The sequence below is a fragment of the Paenibacillus sp. EPM92 genome (assembly GCF_016586185.1).
GTDB classification, from domain to species: Bacteria; Bacillota; Bacilli; order Paenibacillales; family NBRC-103111; genus Paenibacillus_G; species Paenibacillus_G validus.
This window is the reverse complement of sequence record NZ_BCPS01000009.1, coordinates 83685-102104: the sequence shown is the minus strand read 5'-3', so window position 1 is coordinate 102104 and position 18420 is coordinate 83685. Positions and strand designations below refer to the sequence as shown.

Annotated in this window: 20 protein-coding genes and 1 riboswitch; of the genes, 17 read left to right on the top strand and 3 right to left on the bottom strand. The window is 48.8% G+C overall.

Features of this window, described 5'->3' with window-relative positions; all coding sequences use genetic code 11:
- Positions 1 to 85 precede the first annotated feature (85 nt).
- The 8 genes from JMF85_RS01710 (at position 86) to JMF85_RS01675 (ending at position 5373) form a co-directional block, all read left to right on the top strand.
- Positions 86 to 1138 (top strand): ATP-binding protein, encoded by a 1053-nt coding sequence (locus JMF85_RS01710; RefSeq protein ID WP_127606713.1) that lies wholly within the window; start codon positions 86 to 88, stop codon positions 1136 to 1138.
- A complete protein-coding gene (locus tag JMF85_RS01705; RefSeq protein WP_127606716.1) occupies positions 1110 to 1886 on the top strand; it encodes a threonine/serine exporter family protein in 777 nt (258 codons plus the stop codon). The genes JMF85_RS01710 and JMF85_RS01705 overlap by 29 nt, the downstream gene beginning before the upstream one ends.
- Entirely contained in the window at positions 1883 to 2311 is a 429-nt protein-coding gene (locus JMF85_RS01700; protein ID WP_141334112.1) for a threonine/serine exporter family protein, read from the top strand. The genes JMF85_RS01705 and JMF85_RS01700 overlap by 4 nt, the downstream gene beginning before the upstream one ends.
- 205 nt (positions 2312 to 2516) lie before the next feature.
- Positions 2517 to 3014, top strand: coding sequence for an RNA polymerase sigma factor (locus JMF85_RS01695; RefSeq protein WP_054795754.1), 498 nt, complete (start codon positions 2517 to 2519; stop codon positions 3012 to 3014).
- Complete coding sequence (locus JMF85_RS01690; RefSeq protein ID WP_201317632.1) at positions 3001 to 3966, top strand: anti sigma factor C-terminal domain-containing protein; 966 nt, start codon at positions 3001 to 3003, stop codon at positions 3964 to 3966. Before JMF85_RS01695 ends, JMF85_RS01690 begins: the two co-directional genes overlap by 14 nt.
- A gap of 65 nt (positions 3967 to 4031) precedes the next feature.
- Positions 4032 to 4415, top strand: a complete 384-nt coding sequence (locus tag JMF85_RS01685) for a hypothetical protein (protein WP_127606722.1) — start codon at positions 4032 to 4034, stop codon at positions 4413 to 4415.
- A gap of 104 nt (positions 4416 to 4519) precedes the next feature.
- Positions 4520 to 4822, top strand: coding sequence for an alpha-helical endospore appendage domain-containing protein (locus JMF85_RS01680; protein WP_230876189.1), 303 nt, complete (start codon positions 4520 to 4522; stop codon positions 4820 to 4822).
- 14 nt (positions 4823 to 4836) lie between these two features.
- Positions 4837 to 5373, top strand: coding sequence for a hypothetical protein (locus tag JMF85_RS01675; RefSeq protein ID WP_054795757.1), 537 nt, complete (start codon positions 4837 to 4839; stop codon positions 5371 to 5373).
- A gap of 91 nt (positions 5374 to 5464) precedes the next feature.
- On the opposite strand, the gene JMF85_RS01670 is transcribed toward JMF85_RS01675, so the two are convergent.
- Entirely contained in the window at positions 5465 to 5794 is a 330-nt protein-coding gene (locus tag JMF85_RS01670) for an alpha-helical endospore appendage domain-containing protein (RefSeq protein WP_054795758.1), read from the bottom strand.
- 834 nt (positions 5795 to 6628) lie between these two features.
- Here JMF85_RS01670 and JMF85_RS01665 point away from each other — a divergent pair.
- From JMF85_RS01665 to JMF85_RS01630, 8 genes are all read left to right on the top strand, one after another.
- Positions 6629 to 7078: a MarR family winged helix-turn-helix transcriptional regulator gene (locus JMF85_RS01665; RefSeq protein WP_127606730.1), complete on the top strand. Its 450-nt coding sequence runs from the start codon at positions 6629 to 6631 to the stop codon at positions 7076 to 7078.
- 76 nt (positions 7079 to 7154) lie between these two features.
- Positions 7155 to 7553 carry a DoxX family protein gene (locus JMF85_RS01660; protein WP_054799119.1) on the top strand — a complete coding sequence of 133 codons (399 nt, stop codon included), beginning with the start codon at positions 7155 to 7157 and terminating at the stop codon, positions 7551 to 7553.
- 75 nt (positions 7554 to 7628) lie between these two features.
- Entirely contained in the window at positions 7629 to 8579 is a 951-nt protein-coding gene (locus tag JMF85_RS01655; protein ID WP_054799120.1) for a ring-cleaving dioxygenase, read from the top strand.
- Positions 8576 to 9208 (top strand): alpha/beta hydrolase, encoded by a 633-nt coding sequence (locus tag JMF85_RS01650; protein ID WP_127606734.1) that lies wholly within the window; start codon positions 8576 to 8578, stop codon positions 9206 to 9208. The genes JMF85_RS01655 and JMF85_RS01650 overlap by 4 nt, the downstream gene beginning before the upstream one ends.
- A gap of 2 nt (positions 9209 to 9210) precedes the next feature.
- The gene (locus tag JMF85_RS01645; protein WP_155615005.1) at positions 9211 to 9822 is read left to right on the top strand and encodes a flavin reductase family protein; all 612 of its coding nucleotides are present in this window, start codon (positions 9211 to 9213) and stop codon (positions 9820 to 9822) included.
- A 304-nt stretch (positions 9823 to 10126) separates the two neighbouring features.
- Positions 10127 to 11131: a LacI family DNA-binding transcriptional regulator gene (locus JMF85_RS01640; protein ID WP_201317631.1), complete on the top strand. Its 1005-nt coding sequence runs from the start codon at positions 10127 to 10129 to the stop codon at positions 11129 to 11131.
- A complete protein-coding gene (rbsK, locus tag JMF85_RS01635; RefSeq protein ID WP_269103094.1) occupies positions 11128 to 12048 on the top strand; it encodes a ribokinase in 921 nt (306 codons plus the stop codon). The genes JMF85_RS01640 and rbsK overlap by 4 nt, the downstream gene beginning before the upstream one ends.
- Positions 12049 to 12177: 129 nt before the next feature.
- On the top strand, positions 12178 to 12768 hold the full coding sequence (locus JMF85_RS01630; RefSeq protein WP_054799122.1) for a fumarylacetoacetate hydrolase family protein: 591 nt from the start codon (positions 12178 to 12180) through the stop codon (positions 12766 to 12768).
- Positions 12769 to 12901: 133 nt separating this feature from the next.
- On the opposite strand, the gene JMF85_RS01625 is transcribed toward JMF85_RS01630, so the two are convergent.
- Complete coding sequence (locus tag JMF85_RS01625; protein WP_127606742.1) at positions 12902 to 13675, bottom strand: DUF1836 domain-containing protein; 774 nt, start codon at positions 13673 to 13675, stop codon at positions 12902 to 12904.
- Positions 13676 to 13932: 257 nt separating this feature from the next.
- Between JMF85_RS01625 and JMF85_RS01620 the strand changes: the two genes are divergently transcribed.
- Complete coding sequence (locus tag JMF85_RS01620; protein ID WP_127606744.1) at positions 13933 to 15258, top strand: hemolysin family protein; 1326 nt, start codon at positions 13933 to 13935, stop codon at positions 15256 to 15258.
- A 72-nt stretch (positions 15259 to 15330) separates the two neighbouring features.
- Here the strand turns inward: JMF85_RS01620 and JMF85_RS01615 are convergent, their stop codons facing one another.
- Positions 15331 to 18153, bottom strand: coding sequence for a bifunctional diguanylate cyclase/phosphodiesterase (locus JMF85_RS01615; RefSeq protein WP_236595702.1), 2823 nt, complete (start codon positions 18151 to 18153; stop codon positions 15331 to 15333).
- A 175-nt stretch (positions 18154 to 18328) separates the two neighbouring features.
- Positions 18329 to 18415, bottom strand: a riboswitch (cyclic di-GMP riboswitch).
- Positions 18416 to 18420: the final 5 nt, after the last annotated feature.

The window sequence follows — 18420 nt, the reverse complement described above, 5'->3', positions numbered from 1 at the left end:
CATATTCCTTATCGTATTTTCTTTAGGTATATATAGTGTCGGCGGAAAATTGCAGAAGTTGTAATTCGGTAACGGAGGGGATCTTGTGGATCATTTTCGGGATTTCTTTGATTTATCTTTAGATATCATGATGATCATTGATTTTAACGGTAATCTTGTCGAAGTCAATCATTCGTTTTCAAGAATTTTGGGGGAAAATGAATCATGGACCTCACTGGAACAAGTGTTCGCTTGCCTTCATCCTGACGATGTGGATAATTCTGCGTTGGAAGTGCAGAAGCTCATCCGGGGACAAGCGACGGTGTCCTTTTTAAACCGCTATCGGAATGTGGAACAAACCTACAAGTGGATTCAATGGACGTGCTCAGTCAATCGGGAAGCGCAGCTTATCTATGCGATCGGCCGGGATATAACGGGAATTCATATCGATACATATCATTTGCTTAGTTCGATGTCGGCAAGTATTGCTCATGAAGTAAGAAATCCGATGACTACGGTGAAGGGATATCTGCAGTTACTGATGGAGAAAGAAGATTGGGGTTCGTATAAAGATACGTTCCTCTTAATGGTTAGTGAGCTGGACCGGGCGAATGCCATCATTTCACAATATCTTTCATTGGCGAATAATAAATTTATCGAGAAACGACAACATAATCTAAACAGCATCATTGAATACATGCTGCCTTTAATCGAATCCGATGCTAGTAAGGGGGATGTATGTATTATCGCCGCATTAGGGACGATCCCCGATTTGATGTTGGATGAACAAGAGATTCGGCAATTGATGCTTAACCTGAGTCGGAATGCGATAGAAGCCATGAATCATGGCGGGCATTTAACCTTCAAAACTTATACGGAGGCCGAAGAAATTATTTTAGAAATATCGGATGAAGGTGAGGGAATCCCGCCTGAAGTCCGTAGAGAAATATTCAATCCTTTCTTCACGACGAAGGAAACGGGGACCGGCCTCGGGCTTGCCGTGTCCCGCTCCATTGCGGAACGGCATAGGGCCAGGTTAGAAGTCAAACAATCAGGCAGGGAAGGAACAACGTTCGTGGTCAGGTTTCCCTTCAGTCGTGAAAGTATCTGTAGTCCAGGAGAGCTGGCGAATGAATCAACTATCCAATTCAACCTATGAGATCGCGCAAGTCTGTTTATTGGCCGGCAAGATCATGCTGGAGAACGGCGGGGAAACGTACCGGGTGGAAGATACGATGACACGTGTTGCAGATGCATTCGGTGTACGGCATGCTCACAGCTTTGTAACCCCGACGGGGATTATATTTTCGATAGACGGACCGGAACAGACAACCCGATTAATCCGAATATCCGAACGTTCAACGGATTTGCGTAAAGTTACGGTCGTGAACGCCATTTCCCGAAAAATTAGCCAGGGGGAATTATCGGTGACGGAGGCCTATCGGTTATTGGAAGAAATCGATGGGGCGAACCCCGGGTATCCGCTTTGGTTCAAAATCGCAGCGGCAGCCGTGGCAAGCGCCTGCTTTTTAATCATGTTTGGCGGGGCATGGGGTGATTTTATCCCTACTTTTCTATGCGGAGGAGCGGGCTTTTCCTTCCTGGTCTATTTTCACCGATGGGTGCCGATTAAGTTTTTCGCCGAGTTTCTGGCGTCTTTAATCATTGGTTCGACGGCCTATTTGTTCTTGAGAACAGGTTTCGGTCATGATTTGGATAACATGATCATCGGCTCCGTCATGCCGCTGGTACCGGGACTTCTGATTACCAATGCCGTCCGGGATTTAATGGCCGGGCATTTTGTTTCCGGGGTTTCGAAAGGGGCGGAAGCGTTCTTAACCGCATTTGCGATTGGAGCCGGCATCGCCTTTGTTCTTTCTTTTTACAGCGGGGAGGGGATCGGATGATCGGCGAACAGCTCTTGATGAGCTTCATTGCTTCGGCGGCCTTTGCAATCCTCTTCAATGTTCCTAAGGGGACGCTGGTACAGTGCGGCTTTGTCGGGATGTTCGGCTGGCTGTTATATATTTCCTTGCTGAAGGTTCCCGCCGATCCGATCTTGGCCACGATGATTGCCTCTTTTTTTGTTGCGGTGACGAGCCAATTTTTTGCCAAGATGTATAAAACCCCCATCACTGTATTCAGCGTGGCGGGTATCATCCCGTTAGTTCCCGGCGGATTGGCTTATGATACGATGCGGAACGTGGTCGAGAACCAGTATGATTTAGCCGTGCAGCTGGCAGCCAAAGCCTTTATGTTGTCGGGGGCGATCGCCATGGGTCTGGTTTTTTCGGAGGTGATGCACCACGTGATCCGAAAGTCGCGGCTGTAGGCTTATGCGAAAGATACGATGAGTGAGGAAAACTGGATAAAGCGAACTCGCGGGGCCTGCTGAGAAACGATCAGCGGGCTTATTGTGCTGGACGTTATCTGCGCTTAAGTGTGATCCTGGCGAACAGGTTCCTTTTTTTTGCAAAAAGGTGTTAACATAAACGGGCTTCATTCGTGTTCTACTCAGAAAGGAGGAACGGTATGAGGTGGATTCATTAGATGATGTATTGAAGGAAAAAGCAACAAGCATCTTTCGCTATCTGAGGAAGATGGGCGTATCCCATGAAGATGCTCAGGATGTGGTTCAAGATACGCTCTGTAAGGTCATCCTCCTGCTTCATGAGCTGGATCGCGACCGTCTCGGTCCATGGATGTTTCGGGTAGCTTACAATCAGTACATCGATCTGGTCCGGAAGAGAAAAAGAAGAGCGGAAATTCCTATAGAAACGCTGGAGTTCATAAGCAAGCGTTCCTTGGAGGATGAGGTGTTGAACCACGAGTGCAAAGAAGACATTCAGGCCACGATGGAGCAAATGAACCCGAAGTATAAGCACATGCTGATTTTGAAATACGAATGCGATTTTAGTTATAAGGAAATGGCCGAAGTGTTCAGCACCACGGAAGAGGTAGTGAAAATGTCTTTATATCGGGCGCGGCAGCAATTTCAGCAACTATATAGGAGGGTTCAACATGAGCACGGATGATCAATTTGAGCTGGGAAGCGATCGGATGGACGGGCTGCTGAAGAAAGCGAAGAGAAAGAGCATAGGGAGACAAGCCGGGATATCCGCGTTGGTCGTGATGATCGTGTTAGCCGGATATGTCGGAGCCAGAGGATATTTACTAAACGAAGTAAGCCGCGGCCAACTGGAGCGGGATATCGCCGTGATGAAGCGCATTACCCAGCCCAATGTGGAGGTTATGCAGAGCACCACGGTGAGTGAGGGACTCTTCCGAAATACCGTTCAGTATCGCAGCTATAAGCTGATCGAAGGACAGCCGGTTAAATGGGAGGACCGCTTGTATGAATATTCGATGTGGAACACTTTTCATCCATTAAATAGACCCGTTCCAATCGAACGTGACGCGCAGAGACTGGAGGAGGCTCATATTAGCTTCAATGCAGAGACGGCGCAAAGGGAATTGCGGTTTTACTTGCCTTCTCATCCCTATCCCTATATAGCCCAGGACGTCGATAAGCTCGACAGAAAGGAGAACAAGGTTGCGGAGATCGCCGTATCTTTCGATAAACCTTACACGGTAGAGCAGATCAAGGGCATGCTTCCGAACGGTGTACATGCGCAGTGGTACTGGGTGGATGCTTATGATGAGCAATCGGTTGATGAGCGGAAGTCCCCCGAACATGCGGGGGCGGTGTACGGATTTAAGGCTGAAGACCGCGGCTTGGAAGGAGGGGACGGCAGCGAGAAAGATTTCATCCTCGCGGTACAGAACGGATTGAGAGTAAGCAGGAAATACCGCGAAGAATTTCAGAAGCTGTATGATTACTTGCGTGCCGGCAAGTCCGAACCTACGGTCCAGGATATCCGGATTCTGGGGGTTGTCGTCACCGGGACGGCCAAGGATCTGCAGCAGCTCAAGGGGCTCCCGTTCGCGCGGGCCACCGTGCAAGGCGCCATGACAGACGAAATGTAGAAGAAAGAAATCTTAAATCATCAAGTTTGCCAGATTATTAACGATGGAAAGGGTTGTGTTCATCTATGAAAAAGTTCTATCTCATCATCTCCGCATTTGTTACCGTTATATCCGGCTGCGGGCCGAGCTCTCAGGCCGAACCGAAGACTTTCGACCTGCCCTGGTTTCCGTCCATGGAAGCCAGTCCGGGCAAAGCTTCGTACGTCTTGAATGACGGAGATCTGGTGGCGGCCAAAGCTTACTATGACCTGGAAATGGCGGGCAGCGGATGGAAGGCATCCAGCGATTCCAAAGGCAAGAACGGAGAGGTTGACTGGACTATGACCGAGTGGAAAAAGGCCGGCAGCATCATCCGGATTAACTACTTGGACCACCCGGATAAGGACAGCAAGGATTATATCCTGTTCGAGGATACGAACGGCCATGTCCTTGAAATCCGGAAGAAGTGATGCTCCGATTCCGGGGCATAGACAATCTTATAAATCGTGTGACGCCTACAACACCTTCATCATACACTGAATCATATGATGCAAGGAGGATGACTGCTGTGAGTATGCCGCAAATTCCTGAAGAAAAGTTCAGGCCCTCGCTTGAAGAAGTCGTAATCGATCTGTTGGCATCTATTGCATTAGAAGAAACGGCATTATCGCATTTAATTCATGCCGAGGCTGAAAAAATACAGATGTTCGTCGGGCAATATAAAGATAGTTCTTTTATTTCAAGCAAAGAAATAGTAGCCGTCAACCAATCCGTTAACCGCATGATGGAAACGATTGTCATGAAGGAATGGCTGCTGCTTAAGAAACTGGAGGATGTCTTGCAGATTGAAGTTCAGGAAGAATGGGATGAAGAGTAAAGGGGACGAGTGCGTTGCTGAACAGCATACAGAATAGCTTCAAAAGCTGCTGCCGTTCGCATCTTTCCATGGAAGATGCCGTATTCCACATGCTCGGCGCCGCCGCCTTGCTGGCGAAAGTGTCCGGGGAGCGAAAGTTCCAAAGCCCTGAATCCAGCAGCATCAATACATTGGAGGCTACCTCAGCCTTCTTGCTGCATGTTGTAACTGATCTTCAGGGCATACTGTACCGGAAGCTCCATGTTCTATTGCGGCATCAATCGGAGTTTGGCGAAGACGGGCTGCGATGGGATGCGGACAAAGAAAAGATGCTTCAAGGGAATGTGCGCAGCCTGATCCCCCATATAGCCCCCGGTAATTCCCGGCAGGAATATCTGGTGTACACCATGACTCAGCTTATGGGCTACTACGAAAAGAAGCGCAAGCTGCTTACAGCTTTCGCTCCCGGTCATGCCCCTTCCGCGAGTCCGTGGATGACCGAGAGTGAAGAGGTTTGGCGAAGTCCGATCGATAACAGGAAGAGCAGGACAGAGGCACCGGTTGTTGACTGATGATAGGATGCTCAAGATTACGTATTGTAGTCATTCAGGGTAACCGGTCCGGGTGTCCTCCTATTCGATAGGTTGGCTGGTTATGTCCCGATTAGCGATTTTTAGGCGTTGCCTGAATGAGATTTAATACATTCTCAAATCGGTAGTGCAGAAGCATGTCTTTGTTGATGACATCCTGCAAGGTTTTGCGCACGCTGGCATTCAATGCTAGCAGGTCGGATAAAGATACAGCGGTCGGCGAGAAGCTGGCGCCAGCGCCATCCGCCTTGGTTGTTAAAGTTCCTACTAGGAATTGCGATCTTTCTGCCTCTGCATTCATAATATACGCAAGCGCAAACTCCTCCTGAGCAATGGAAGCCAGCAAGAGAGGTACCGTTTGATCCAAGGTCATTGTGTGGTTAGGAATAGCAGCCTGAGACATGGTCTCACCTCTTTCTATAGGTTAATACATATATATGGTGGATTTCCAATCTGGACACGGGCGTATGCCTTAGTCGCCAAGGATTTGTTTCGTTCAGATAAGTGTACAAGGCATAGGACGGGGAAAGTTCCTTTGCAGCAAATCGGGGAAAAATATGAAGTGCAAAAGTTTTTGTGAGCAAGCCAAAAGGAGCAGCTACTGCCACGCGGCTCCTTGATTGGAGAGGTTACTTATCGTTTTTACAAATCAAAACGGACAGAATGCAGAAGTTAGGAAAATTTAAAAGCATGAAAATGAGCTAATTTCTCTAAAGCCAAGTGCCAAGGGCATCCAAAACCTACCGGTCCACCAATAACCAGTAACCGAAAAACCTCCCACAAAAATTGGATAAAACCAGAAGCGGTTCCCATTAGTAAGCCAAACAAAAGTGTTTCGATGCAAGCAACGGGAAATCGCTCTGGGGTCAACAGCAAAAGCAGAAATGGGTGGTTCAAAAGGTGGAGGGGGGAATACTGGTCCCTGTTGTCCAGTCGATCCAGGTGGTGGTCCAGGCGGAGGCATAAACGCCATTCGATTTCACTCCTTTTCTAAATTAGGCTAAAGCAGTATATGTAGGAATGAATTCTTCGGATTGGGCTGATGCCCAGCAGGACCTATATACACAAACCATTGGCGCGCTTCGCATAATAAAAGAGTTGTACGGTTAAAAGGAGTGAAGGTGTTCCGCTGCTGCTGTCCAAAAATCTTCTGCTGAACGTATTGACATGATTGGAATAATCATATATCTTTAATTAAAGATAATTTAAATTAAGATATTAAGGGGAGGTGATTTCAATGACGATTCATCTGGATGATTCCAGTTTGAGATCCCTGAAGCTGTTCGTTGTACTTTCCAAAGCATACAAGACCGTTATGGACCGGGCTGTCAAAGATATGAAGCAATACGGGTTGTCCTCTTCCGAATTTACGATTCTTGAATTGTTGTATACGAAGGGGAAAGTTCCTTTACAGCAAATCGGGGAAAAAATATTAATTACAAGCGGAAGCATAACCTACAATATCGACAAGCTGGAGAAGAAGGGACTATTGAAACGCGTACCGTGCAAGGAGGACCGAAGGGTCATTTATGCGGAAATTACGGAGGAGGGGAATGCATGGTTTGACCGTATTTTTCCCAAGCATGCCGCGGTGATCGACTCCTTCATGAAGGCTCTGTCGCCCGATGAAAAGCAAGCCGCGATCGAACTGCTCAAGAAGCTGGGAAAAGGGGCGGAGGATGGCTAGACGCGTGGCTCGATAGTTTTGCCTAATATCTTAAATTAAAGATTATTGAAATTAAAATATATGGAGGGTCATTGTCATGTTGTCTCTTGGATTATTAGTGGTTCGTCTGGTCGTTGGATTATTGTTTATCGGGCATGGAGCCCAGAAGTTGTTCGGCTGGTTCGGCGGTTACGGCCCGAAAGGAACGGGCGGATGGATGGAATCGGTAGGAATTAAGCCGGGAGTTACGATGGCCGTGTTGGCCGGGCTGATGGAGCTGCTTGGAGGCGCACTGCTTGCTGCAGGACTGTTTACTCCGCTGGCCGCTGCGCTCATTACCGTGACTATGCTTGGCGCGATTGTCAAAGTACACGGCAAGAACGGCGTTTGGTCGACAACCAACGGTTATGAATACCCGCTCGTTCTGATTGCGGTGGCCATCGCAGTCGCCTTGACTGGCGCGGGCTCGTATTCTTTGGATGCACTTCTGAACTAAACCGGCATGATGGGTACGGCCTATGGATGGATAGGAACAAGTAGGGGAAATTAATGAATTAAGGGAGGACTTTACATGACGCTAAGAACGGCTGGCATTCATCACATTACCGCATTTGCAAGCAATCCGCAGGCGAACGTCGATTTCTACGCGGGTGTTCTCGGACTTCGCTTGGTGAAGAGAACGATCAACTTCGATGCTCCGGAAGTGTATCACCTGTACTTCGGCAATGAAGCAGGAAGCCCCGGAACCATTATCACGTTCTTTCCTTGGCCGCAAGCGCGCAGGGGACGAATCGGAGGCGGCCAAGTGGGTATAACGACATATGTCGTGCCGCAAGGCTCGCTAGGCTTCTGGGAGAGTCGTCTGGAAGGCTTCGGCGTTCCGGTTAAGAAAGTAACCCGGTTCTCGGAGAACTACCTTCAATTCACGGACAATGAGGGCTTAGGCCTTGAACTCGTCGAACGTGAAGAGGGACCGAACAGCGGCTGGTCGTTCGGCGGCATTCCGGCTGATAAGGCGATCAAGGGTTTTGGCGGCGCCGTTCTATTCAGCGTCAACCCGAAGAGAACGATGGACGCGTTGGAACATTTGCTTGGTTTGAGCAAGGTCGCCGAAGATGTCGCGTATGCCCGTTACCGGTCGTTCGGCGATATCGGCAACGTTATCGATGTGCCGCTCTCGGCCATGAACGGAGGCAGCGACGGCGCCGGAACCGTTCATCATATCGCTTGGCGGGCCCACGATTTCGAGCAGCATGCGGAGTGGAGAAATTCGGTGGAGAAGTATGGTTATCGCCCGACCCCTATCGTAGACCGCCAATATTTCAATGCGCTTTATTTCCGCGAGGCCGGGGGCATACTGTTCGAGATCGCTACGGATCCGCCGGGATTTGCTCTAGATGAGCCTGCCGACGCGTTAGGCGAGAAGCTGATGCTGCCGGAGTGGTTTGAGCCGCATCGTTCCCAAATTGAGGCGAACCTGCTCCCGATCGAAGTACGGGTATTGGAGGAGAAGCAGAAATGAACCATATTTTTGACAAGGGGACCCGCCAAGAGGCGCCGACCTTGGTTCTTTTCCACGGCACCGGGGGAACGGAACGCGATCTGCTGCCGCTAGCCAAGCATATCGCGCCAGAGTCCTCCGTTCTCAGCCTTAGGGGCAATGTGCTGGAAAACGGGATGCCGCGTTTTTTCCGGCGCTTGGCGGAAGGCGTATTCGATGAGGAAGATTTGATCTTCCGTACGAAGGAAGTGCACGATTTTCTGGATCAGGCCGCAAGTCAATATGGGTTCGACCGCGGCAATCTCGTGGCGGTAGGGTACTCCAATGGAGCGAATATCGCAGGCAGCCTGCTCTTCCATTATGAACACACCTGGAAAGGCGCCATTCTCCACCATCCGATGGTTCCGCGGAGAGGGATTCCGATTCCGGATTTGTCCGGTACTCCGGTCTTTATCGGCGCCGGGACTAATGATCCGATATGTCCGGCGCGGGAAACCGAAGAGCTTCAAGAGCTTCTCGGCGGAGCGGGCGCATCCGTTACGGTACATTGGGAGCGTTACGGACATCAATTGACGTCTACGGAAGCGGCCGCGGCCGCGTTATGGTTTCGCAAGCACTTCACCGAATATTCCGATATCGACGGGAGATAACGATGATATCTATAGATCCGGCCGCTCAAAGCGAGCGGGACAATTATAAGCTGTTGATCGGGAGTATCGTCCCCAGGCCGATCGCGTTGGTGACTACGCTATCGAAGGACGGGGTATTGAATGCGGCTCCTTTCAGTTACTTTTCGATTGTAGCGAGCCAGCCGCCTATGCTCTCAGTAGCTGTTCAGCGGAACCAAGGCGCGATGAAAGATACGGCGAGGAACGCGATTGAGGCCGGCGCCCTGGTTATTCATATTACGGACGAATCGATCATCGGCCAAGTGAATGAAACGGCGGCCAATTTACCCCCGTTCGAGAGCGAAGTTGCAAGGGCGGGCTTCACGCCGGTTGCCAGTGAAACGATCGGCGTACCGGGGGTGAAGGAAGCCAAAATCCGTATGGAATGCTTGCTCGAACAAGCGATACCGCTTGGCGGTGCCGGCAGTCAACCCGCCTGCGATTTGCTGATCGTCCGCGTCGTCCGCTTCCACCTGGCGGAGGACGTCTATGTGAACGGTTATATCGATCCCGGCAAACTGAATCCGGTCAGTCGCATGGCAGGTAATTATTATGCCAAGCTAGGCTCCATGTTTGCCATGGAGCGTCCTGAATAATACTTCCGTAAGCCACTTGTTGAAAGTGGCTTTTTCATTTTGCTTGTGCCGTTGATGTGGTACCGGTTCCCTAAGGGAAACCAGCGGTATGGGCAGCCTCATGGATAGGTGTTGACAGTAAAATGATTCCAACGTATACTCGTAAACATAAAGTATGGTACCGGTTTCATGACCCGTGTAAGCCGAATAATCGAGTTCCGGCTCTTCCTTGATTTGGATTGGTCGAGGTCTATTTTTACTTCATGTGGTACCGGTTTCATATTATTGGGGCTATCATGCACCCGTTTGGGAAAGGGGGCTGTCAGTGACAACGATCCGGGATGTAGCGAAATTATCCGGGGTGTCCGCTTCAACGGTATCCCGCGTATTGAACAAGAATGGCTATGTGAATCAAGAAACCGAACACAAGGTGAAACAGGCCATACAGAAATTGCAGTATGAACCCAATGCTGTTGCAAGAGGGCTGGCGAGTAAAAAGACGGGAACGATCGCCCTAATACTCCCGAATATAACGAACCCGTTCTTCCCTGAATTGGCGAGAGCTGTCGAGGATGTGGCCCGTTCGTATGGGTATACCGTACTTTTTGGCAATTCGGACGATCAGGGAGACAAGGAGAAGTCGTACATCGAGGTTTTGAAGCAGCGGTATGTCGATGGCATTATTTTCTCTTCACATACGCTGCAAAGGGATGACGTCGTCCGCTTGAGAAGCAACAAGATCCCATTCGTGGTGCTGGATCGTGCTCCTGTTGGAGAAGCGTGCAGCGTTGTTCGTTCGAACAATTTGGAAGGGGCCAGGATGGCCGTCCGGCATTTACTGGATAGGGGATCCAGGAAGATTGCGCATATCTACGGTCCGCAGGAGATCTTAACGGCCAAAGAGCGGCTTAGAGGATACGAGGAGACGGTTAAAGATTTTGGGTGGTACACGCCGACCTTGATGGTGCCGGGGAATTTTCGTCTGGACGGCGGAATGTCTGCGGCGAAAGAGTTAATGCAGCGGCACCCGGATGTCGACGGGATTTTCGTAGGTAATGATCTGATGGCGGTAGGCGTATTAAAGACGCTGCTTCGGATGGGAATCAAGGTACCGGAGCAAGTGGCTGTTTGCGGGTTTGACGGGATTCATCTGACAGAGGCTGTCGAACCGGAAATCACGACCGTCGCCCAGCCGATCTATGAACTTGGCGCGTTAGCAACCAAGCTGCTTATTCAGAAAGTCAATGGGGTCGATGTGGAAAATAAGGTTCATGAATTAGAGGTAACCTTAATCCCGAGAGATTCAACAAGAAAGGACACGAGCTTATGAATCCAAATATCGTAGTTATTGGAAGTCTGAATATGGACATTGTGATCAATGTCGAGGAAATGCCTCATGAAGGCCAGACCATTCTGGGAACAGGGTTCTCGGAAATTGCCGGCGGCAAGGGCGCCAATCAAGCGGTAGCGATCGGAAAGCTGCAGGCCTCGGTCGGTATGATCGGCAAAGTCGGAGCGGATTCTTATGCTTCCGCCCTGCTCGATTCTTTGAAAGAAAGTAATGTAGATGCCCGGCATATTCTAACTTCTCCGAATAGAACGGGAGTCGCATTAGTGACGGTGAACCAAAGCGGGAAAAACCATATCGTTGTCGTCCCGGGGGCGAACTTTGACCTGACGCCGGACGATATCCGGAACCAAAGACACGTTATCGAACAATGCGAGATGGTCGTGCTGCAGCTGGAAGTTCCCATGGAAACCGTAAACTGCGCCCTTCAATTGGCGAAGGAAGCCGGCAAAACAACCATTTTAAATCCGGCTCCAGCGAAAATCATGGAGGAAGAGATGTTGAAGAACGTCGATATCTTGATCCCCAATGAACATGAATTGTCGGAAATATCCGGGATGGAGATTGCGGATGAACGTAGTTTCCAGGAAGCGGCCCGGTCCCTTCTGGCCAAAGGAGTGAAAGCGGTTCTGGTCACGCTGGGCGACAAGGGGTGCTGCTATGTGGATAAAGACCGTTTCCAGCTGTATCCGGCCCATCAAGTGAAGGCAAAGGATACGACGGCTGCAGGAGATAGCTTCATCGGCGGCTTTACGGCAAGCTACGTGAAGAACCGGGATATCGATATGGCGGTCAAGCAGGCGCAAATCGTAGCGGCCATCACGGTCACTCGCCCGGGCGCGCAAAGTTCATTGCCGACGCTGGAAGAAGTTCAGCGATTTGCCGTAGACAACGCTTAAGGATCAGTCAACGAAGGGGATGGCCCGGTAGCCCATATTGAAAAAAATTTGCAGCCTGGCGAAGAATAAGTGTATCCTAAAGAGGTTTTCATTTCGATTTTTTCCTGATTTATGAAAGGAGACAAGACCATGGCAAAAATAATCGGCATCGGGCCCCATTATCCGGCATTGCTGAAAGCGAAGAATTTCCCGCCGGATCACGTTCCTCATCTGTTCCTGAAGCCGATGACAACGATTGTACGCGACGGTCAGGAGATTCAAATCCCGAGCCAGGCTGAGAAAGTGATTGCAGAGGTGGAAATTGCCCTGCTGGTCAACCGTACCTTGCGTAACGTTACCGAGGAGGAAATGGCCGATTTGTCCGCGGTTGGCGGGTACGCAATCGCCAACGATTTAACGGCCGTCGGTCCGAAGGTGATGGGCGAAGGGAAAATTTATGATACGTTCACCCCGCTCGGGACATTCGTTAAGGTGGACGATCCGCTTTCCATTCGTATCGAAAGTTACCAGAACGGAGAATTAAAGCAATCGGCGTCCGCTTCCGAGATGGGCTTCTCTTTTGCCCGTATCCTCGCTTATTTTTCTTCCATTATTACCTTGGAGCAGGGGGATATTATTCTGACGGGGACACCCGCAGGCCCGTTTGAGATTCAGCCGGGAGACAAGATCGAAATTCGCAGTCCGCAGTTGGGCGTTGTCACAAACAAGGTTCGTTCCTAATACGGAGCATACAAGCCGCAGCGGCTCACAGCTTATCCAAACAAACATCCCGATCCGCCAGGTAACAAGCGGATCGGGATGTTTGTGTTTTCCTTACTGCTTGCGGATACGGAGTCATCGCGTAAAGTTTCGGTTAATTCAAGTTATGAAGAAATAACGTAGCGTTTAAATACCTTCTCGCCAAGGAGTGGAAATAAGCGGTCTGAACAGAGACCATGGCAATCATCAGCATGTTTCGGACGGCTTCCCTTTGCTGAGGGTTCAAATGTTCCATGCTGCACGCAAATTGATTCGCCTTCTGGCGAATGGTCGATTCCGTTAAAGCGTCATGGTTGCGCTTGCCCGAGTCATGTCCTTGAACGTCGAGCAGCTGATCGTTGTTTGCATCAAGCTCTTCGAACAGACGGGAGTAGGTCGCATATAAGTCAGCAGGCGCCAGCAGGTCGTCAGTCTCGTCGTCAGGCTGCTGGAATATAATTTCAAACAGCTTCCGGATGGATTCGAAATCCAGGCAGTTCTTGAGATCGTCTATGATAAAAAGCATGGCGGCTTGATCGACCGAATATTTTTTGCCTACTTTGGGAGAACCTAAAAAATCCTTGAAATCTCGTTTTACCCAATTCTGCATCGAGGTAATGGACATATTGGTATATTCGATTTGATTGCCAAGAGAGACGATGTCTTGCAGAGAAAAGCCTTCAACCCGATTATGCTTGATCATTTTCTCAAGCACGGGGGGAAGATGGGTAGAAAGAAAAGCGGATAGGGATGTGCCGTGCTCCATGTCCGCCTGGTGGTTTTTTTTCCATGCCTCCTGCAGAACAGTGAGGGGAGATCGGGTAGCTCTTCCTTTCAAGGAGAGGAGGATAATCGCCATTTCTTTACGCGTTAATGTGAAAGTCTCCATGAAAACTTCTCCTTCTACATCATTTCAATCTTTATGAGTTCAATTGAACTCATCATAAAACGTTTCGTATGAGTTTGTCAAAGGGAGATAATGAATGAAAAATGCCTGTTAGGGTTAACTTTAATACGAAAAGAACGTAAACAGGGTGAATTCAGCCCCATATACCGTTTTATTATTCATAAGACGTAATAAATAATAAGTTCATAAGAACTCTCAAATGTGAGTGATCCTAATATTATAGACTAAGGAAGGTTGATATGGGCCTAAATTTGTTTCTTGTAGCCGTTCTTATTTTGCTTACCGCATTTTTCGTCGCGACGGAGTTTGCCATTATTAAGTTACGGGGCAGCCGGGTAGACCAGTTGGTCTCGGAAGGACGAAATAATGCGATCGCGGTGCAAAAAGTTCAAAGTAATCTCGACGGGTATCTTTCCGCGTGCCAATTGGGGATTACGATTACGGCTTTGGGACTTGGATGGCTGGGTGAACCGACCGTTGAGAAATTGCTGCATCCGCTGTTTGATGCGTTCGGTCTTGGGGCTGAAGTAAGCAGCTTAATATCCTTCCTTGTCGCTTTCGTTCTGATGACCTATATTCACGTCGTGCTTGGCGAGCTGGCGCCGAAAACGTTAGCTATTCAGAAGGCGGAGCAAATCAGTTTGCTGGTCGCGAAACCGATCATGTTATTTTATAAAATCATGTATCCGTTCATCTGGTTATTAAACGGGTCGGCCAATGCCCTTATTCGTATGGTCGGTTTAAAGCCGGCCAAGGAACATGAGGAAGCGCATTCCGAAGAAGAGATTCAGATTATTGTTTCGGAAAGCTATCAAAGCGGGAAAATCAATAAAACGGAGTACGGTTACGTGAACCGCATCTTCGCTTTCGATGACATGCTGGCAAGAGAAATCATGGTTCCGAGAACGGACATGATTTGTCTGTATACGAATAATACATTGAAGGAAAACCTGGAAATCATTCGCCGCGAGCAATACACGCGGTTTCCTATAGCGAAGGACAGCAAGGACAATATTGTGGGAATAGTGAACACCAAACATTTTTTCCTGCTTTATGATAACAATCCTGATTCATTCGATTTCAATAAATTGGTCCATCCGGTACTTACGGTACCCGAATACATGCCAGTCAATACGCTGCTGGCCAAAATGCAAAAAGAACGGGTTCACATTGCGATTCTCGTGGATGAATACGGCGGTACGTCGGGACTGATCACCATGGAAGATATCCTTGAGGAGATTGTGGGAGAAATTCGTGACGAATTCGATGCCGATGAAGCCAAGGAAATCGAAAAAATTGAGGATGACAAATATATTTTAGACGGCAAGGTGCTTTTGAGTGAAGTGAACGACCTGTTCGGTAGCGATTTGGAGAACGATGGCGTTGACACCATCGGGGGATGGCTATTCGCGGCCAATCCGGATATCGAAGTCGGCACATCCTGGACTTATGACGGGTTGACCTTCGTTGTCTTAAAGAAGGATAGCCATCGTATCCGGCGTATCGAAGTAAGCAAACAAAGAACCGTTGCCGACGATGCTTCTTTAGAGAAAAGCCATGCCTGATTAAACCAACTCTTCATGAATAAGAGGCAATCATGTGGAAACGCGTTGATTGCCTCTTATTTTGTCGCGATATCAGAATTTGACCGTTTGCAGGAAGTGCTCGATGTCCTCTACTGAACTAGGTTTACTGATCAAATAGCCCTGAATCTCATCGCACTTCATCTCGCGCAGTAAGGCCGATTGAGCCTCTGTTTCTACGCCTTCCGCCACGACAATCATCCCAAGGCTGTGCGCCATATCGATAATCGCTTTAACAATCGAATGGTCTTCCTTGTGATCCTGGATATCCCGAATGAAGGATTGATCGATTTTAAGATGGTCGATCGGAAACTTTTTTAAATAGCTGAGCGAAGAATAGCCCGTCCCGAAGTCATCCATGGATATTTTGACGCCCAACCTTTTGATCTCATGTAATATCGACAGCACATATTCCATATGATGCATACTGAGGTTCTCCGTAATTTCCAGCTCCAGATATTGCGGCTTCAGTCCGGATTCCCGCAGTACCCGGGGGATGAGCTCGACAAGGTTTTGTTCCCGGAATTGTCTGACGGACAGGTTGACGGAAACGGAAAATGGCGGATATCCGGCATCCTGCCAAGCTTTATTTTGCGCGCAAGCCGTATATAAAACCCACTCTCCGATCGGATTGATCAGCCCCGTCTCTTCAGCCAGAGGAATAAAATCGGTCGGAGGAATCCAGCCGCGTTCCGCATGTCTCCAGCGAATCAAGGCTTCCAGCCCGCTGAACGTTCCTGACCTTACATTCATTCTGGGCTGATAGTAAAGCTCGAATTCGCCATGATCCAACGCTTTACGCATCATGGTTTCCAGCGTCATTTGATTGCAGGAAGCCTCATCCATTTCGGACGTATAAAATTGATACATGTTCTTGCCCTTGTCTTTGGCGGCATACATCGCTTGATCGGCATTCTTAAGAAGCGTTTCCTGATCTTCCCCGTCGTCCGGATACATGCTGATTCCGATACTGGGGGTGATGAACACTTCGTGACCGCTAATCAGGATAGGAGCGGTAAACAGATCAAGCATGCTTTGCGCGGCTTGGGCGGCTTGTTCACGGGTCATGTTCGGGAATACCGCAGTAAATTCGTCTCCGCCCATACGAGAGAGGAAATCATTGCTTTCGATGCTGCCTTTCAGCCTTTCCGCGACTTGCTGCAGCAGAAGGTCGCCGTTCCGATGTCCAAGGGTATCGTTAATCACTTTAAAACGATCAAAATCAATAAAAAGGATGGCTGCCGTCTGCCCGTTACGTTTACTCTGCTCTAACGAAACTTCCAATTCCTGATTGAACAGCACCCGGTTGGGAAGGCCTGTTAAATGGTCGTAATAGGCAAGATGCTGAATTTCACGAAACATGTAGTGAAGTCTCTCGGCCATGATCCGGTAATTCGCAATGAGAATCGTAATTTCGGTCAATAGGCTGCTGGGCCAATGAACGGCGTTTTTCTCCAATATTTTATTGGGTAAGTCCGTTGTCGTATGCGCTAACCGAATGATCGGCCTTACGATCGAACGGCTGATGAAGAAGGACGTAATGATTGCGATCAGTCCGCAAATCAACAGGATCGTAAGTGTTTTGATATAGGACTTGTACAATCCGTTCTGATAAGGCGCAAACGACGATTCCACGATGACGGTCCAGTCCCCAAGGCCTGATAACGGCGTGATCTTGATGTATGACGAGTTTCCCCACCGTTTCATCGGATTTTTGATATTTTTGGGGAGCCAATAGTAGAAGCCGTCCTTCAAGTCGTGAATCTCGCCGTCTTTTTTCCAGTCATATTCCTGCATAACGGCATTCGCGGAACGGGTACTGGCGATCACGTGCCGGTTGCGGTCCACGATGGTAACATGGATGTTCGTATATGTTGTGAGTGCTTGAATTCTTTGGCTAATATAACCGAGATCCAGGGCCCCGCCGGCAATGCCCTGGAACTGCCGGCCGCTCATGATCGGAGCGCTGATATTTACGACGGGTTCGGACACGCCGCCTCTTCCAGCGAAAACATCGGAAATGACAAGCTGTAAGCTTTCTTTGTTTTGTATAAAGTACAGCCTGTCCGAGAAGTTCAAACCGAGCGTAGGTTGGCCGTTCATATTATGTAAGGGATAGAAGGTTACGGTTGTTCCTGCAGCATTGGTGATGAACATATTATGAAAATCAGGAAAAATTTGTTTAAAATGAGCAGTAAGCCTCTGCAGAGCCTCTGCATCGTTCAGATCAGTTTCAGCCGCGAGATTGGAAAATTGCTCGACAGCCGACACATGAACGTTTCTCCAGTTGCTGATATCGTTCTCAATGATTTCCGATTGGCGTTCCGCCGCTTCCTGAATCGCCGCATCGGTTTTCTTAATCTCCTCTCGGCTCACCATGATCATGACAAGCAGCAGGGGAAAGACGATTAAGGCGACAAAAATGTTAAAAAGAATATCGTACAAAGAACGGGACGTTTTTTTGGAGGTTCGACCGGTCCCCATGGGAGCCCTCAAATAAGTGAGGATAAGGCTTGCAATCAAAGCATTTAAAATACTGTTGACAGCATCCTTAAGCATAACTGTCAACGTAGCCGTAGCGTCCATCTGCAATCCATAATGATAGGATAACCAGATCATCGGCATGCCCAGCAGGATCCAGAACAACGCGACCAGGAAGACGAAGTTGCTGATCTTCTGCCGGTAGAAGAGGCCGACGAATATCGTCTCTGCAATAAAGACCAGCATAGCATACGGATGATTCCATAAAATTAAGGTAGCGCTGCTTGCGAGAATAGACCCGATCAATCCCCATTTAAATCCATAGAGCTTCATGATGAGCCATACAAAGATGCTGCCGAATATAAAGTCGACTCCATAAAATAGAGACAGGTTCATGATGTTTCCCAAACAAGCTAAGACCAGCAACAGGACCAGGTAAAAGAATGAAACGACAGGTGAAGAAGTTCTTGTAAACAAAATAGCTGCTCCCATCCACGATAGTTTTGATCCATACCTTGTGAATGACAAACCGCCCACTAAGCAAAAAACACTACCGAAAGGTAGTGTCTTAAATTGCAACCCAGCCATCATCGCAGAAACTGCGGAAGACCTGTGGCTTTGCGTCCCCGCCTTTCGAACGAGTTTGCCGTAGGTATTTAGTTC

Excerpts from the sequence above, each read along its gene's own strand:
- JMF85_RS01705 (WP_127606716.1), top strand. The coding sequence starts at position 1,110 with ATGAATCAACTATCCAATTCAACCTATGAGATCGCGCAAGTCTGTTTA.
- JMF85_RS01700 (WP_141334112.1), top strand. The coding sequence starts at position 1,883 with ATGATCGGCGAACAGCTCTTGATGAGCTTCATTGCTTCGGCGGCCTTT.
- JMF85_RS01690 (WP_201317632.1), top strand. The coding sequence starts at position 3,001 with ATGAGCACGGATGATCAATTTGAGCTGGGAAGCGATCGGATGGACGGG.
- JMF85_RS01685 (WP_127606722.1), top strand. The coding sequence starts at position 4,032 with ATGAAAAAGTTCTATCTCATCATCTCCGCATTTGTTACCGTTATATCC.
- JMF85_RS01680 (WP_230876189.1), top strand. The coding sequence starts at position 4,520 with ATGCCGCAAATTCCTGAAGAAAAGTTCAGGCCCTCGCTTGAAGAAGTC.
- JMF85_RS01670 (WP_054795758.1), bottom strand. The coding sequence starts at position 5,794 with ATGTCTCAGGCTGCTATTCCTAACCACACAATGACCTTGGATCAAACG.
- JMF85_RS01665 (WP_127606730.1), top strand. The coding sequence starts at position 6,629 with ATGACGATTCATCTGGATGATTCCAGTTTGAGATCCCTGAAGCTGTTC.
- JMF85_RS01660 (WP_054799119.1), top strand. The coding sequence starts at position 7,155 with ATGTTGTCTCTTGGATTATTAGTGGTTCGTCTGGTCGTTGGATTATTG.
- JMF85_RS01655 (WP_054799120.1), top strand. The coding sequence starts at position 7,629 with ATGACGCTAAGAACGGCTGGCATTCATCACATTACCGCATTTGCAAGC.
- JMF85_RS01650 (WP_127606734.1), top strand. The coding sequence starts at position 8,576 with ATGAACCATATTTTTGACAAGGGGACCCGCCAAGAGGCGCCGACCTTG.
- JMF85_RS01645 (WP_155615005.1), top strand. The coding sequence starts at position 9,211 with ATGATATCTATAGATCCGGCCGCTCAAAGCGAGCGGGACAATTATAAG.
- rbsK (WP_269103094.1), top strand. The coding sequence starts at position 11,128 with ATGAATCCAAATATCGTAGTTATTGGAAGTCTGAATATGGACATTGTG.
- JMF85_RS01630 (WP_054799122.1), top strand. The coding sequence starts at position 12,178 with ATGGCAAAAATAATCGGCATCGGGCCCCATTATCCGGCATTGCTGAAA.
- JMF85_RS01625 (WP_127606742.1), bottom strand. The coding sequence starts at position 13,675 with ATGGAGACTTTCACATTAACGCGTAAAGAAATGGCGATTATCCTCCTC.
- JMF85_RS01620 (WP_127606744.1), top strand. The coding sequence starts at position 13,933 with ATGGGCCTAAATTTGTTTCTTGTAGCCGTTCTTATTTTGCTTACCGCA.
- JMF85_RS01615 (WP_236595702.1), bottom strand. The coding sequence starts at position 18,153 with ATGAACCTGTCTCTATTTTATGGAGTCGACTTTATATTCGGCAGCATC.